General features: G+C 49.8%; 1 tRNA gene. It reads left to right on the top strand.

From position 1 onward, the window contains the following. Positions 1 to 216: 216 nt before the first annotated feature. A tRNA-Glu gene (locus tag Ga0451573_RS19130) sits at positions 217 to 289 on the top strand.

Here is a 289-nt window from a genome sequence, read left to right as displayed (position 1 = left end):
GGCCCACGAGCTGAGCGAGTGGCAAGCCGGCTGAGTTGTAGCCATCCTGAAGGAATTTATCTGCTACCACCCATCAGTGCGACCCGAGCTTCAGACTTGCGACGGCGCGAAGCGCCTAGTGCCACTCTAGATAATTGTTAAAATTAGTTACTTGATATTGTAGACGAAATCTGTTAAACTATAAAAGTCGCTGTTAAACAGCTTAACGGTATAAATGGCCCCTTGGTCAAGCGGTTTAAGACACCGCCCTTTCACGGCGGTAACACGGGTTCGAATCCCGTAGGGGTCA

The organism is Phosphitispora fastidiosa (genome assembly GCF_019008365.1).
GTDB lineage: Bacteria > Bacillota > Thermincolia > Thermincolales > UBA2595 > Phosphitispora > Phosphitispora fastidiosa.
The sequence above is the reverse complement of the archived record's forward strand: the minus strand, read 5'-3'. Positions and strand labels throughout refer to the sequence as shown.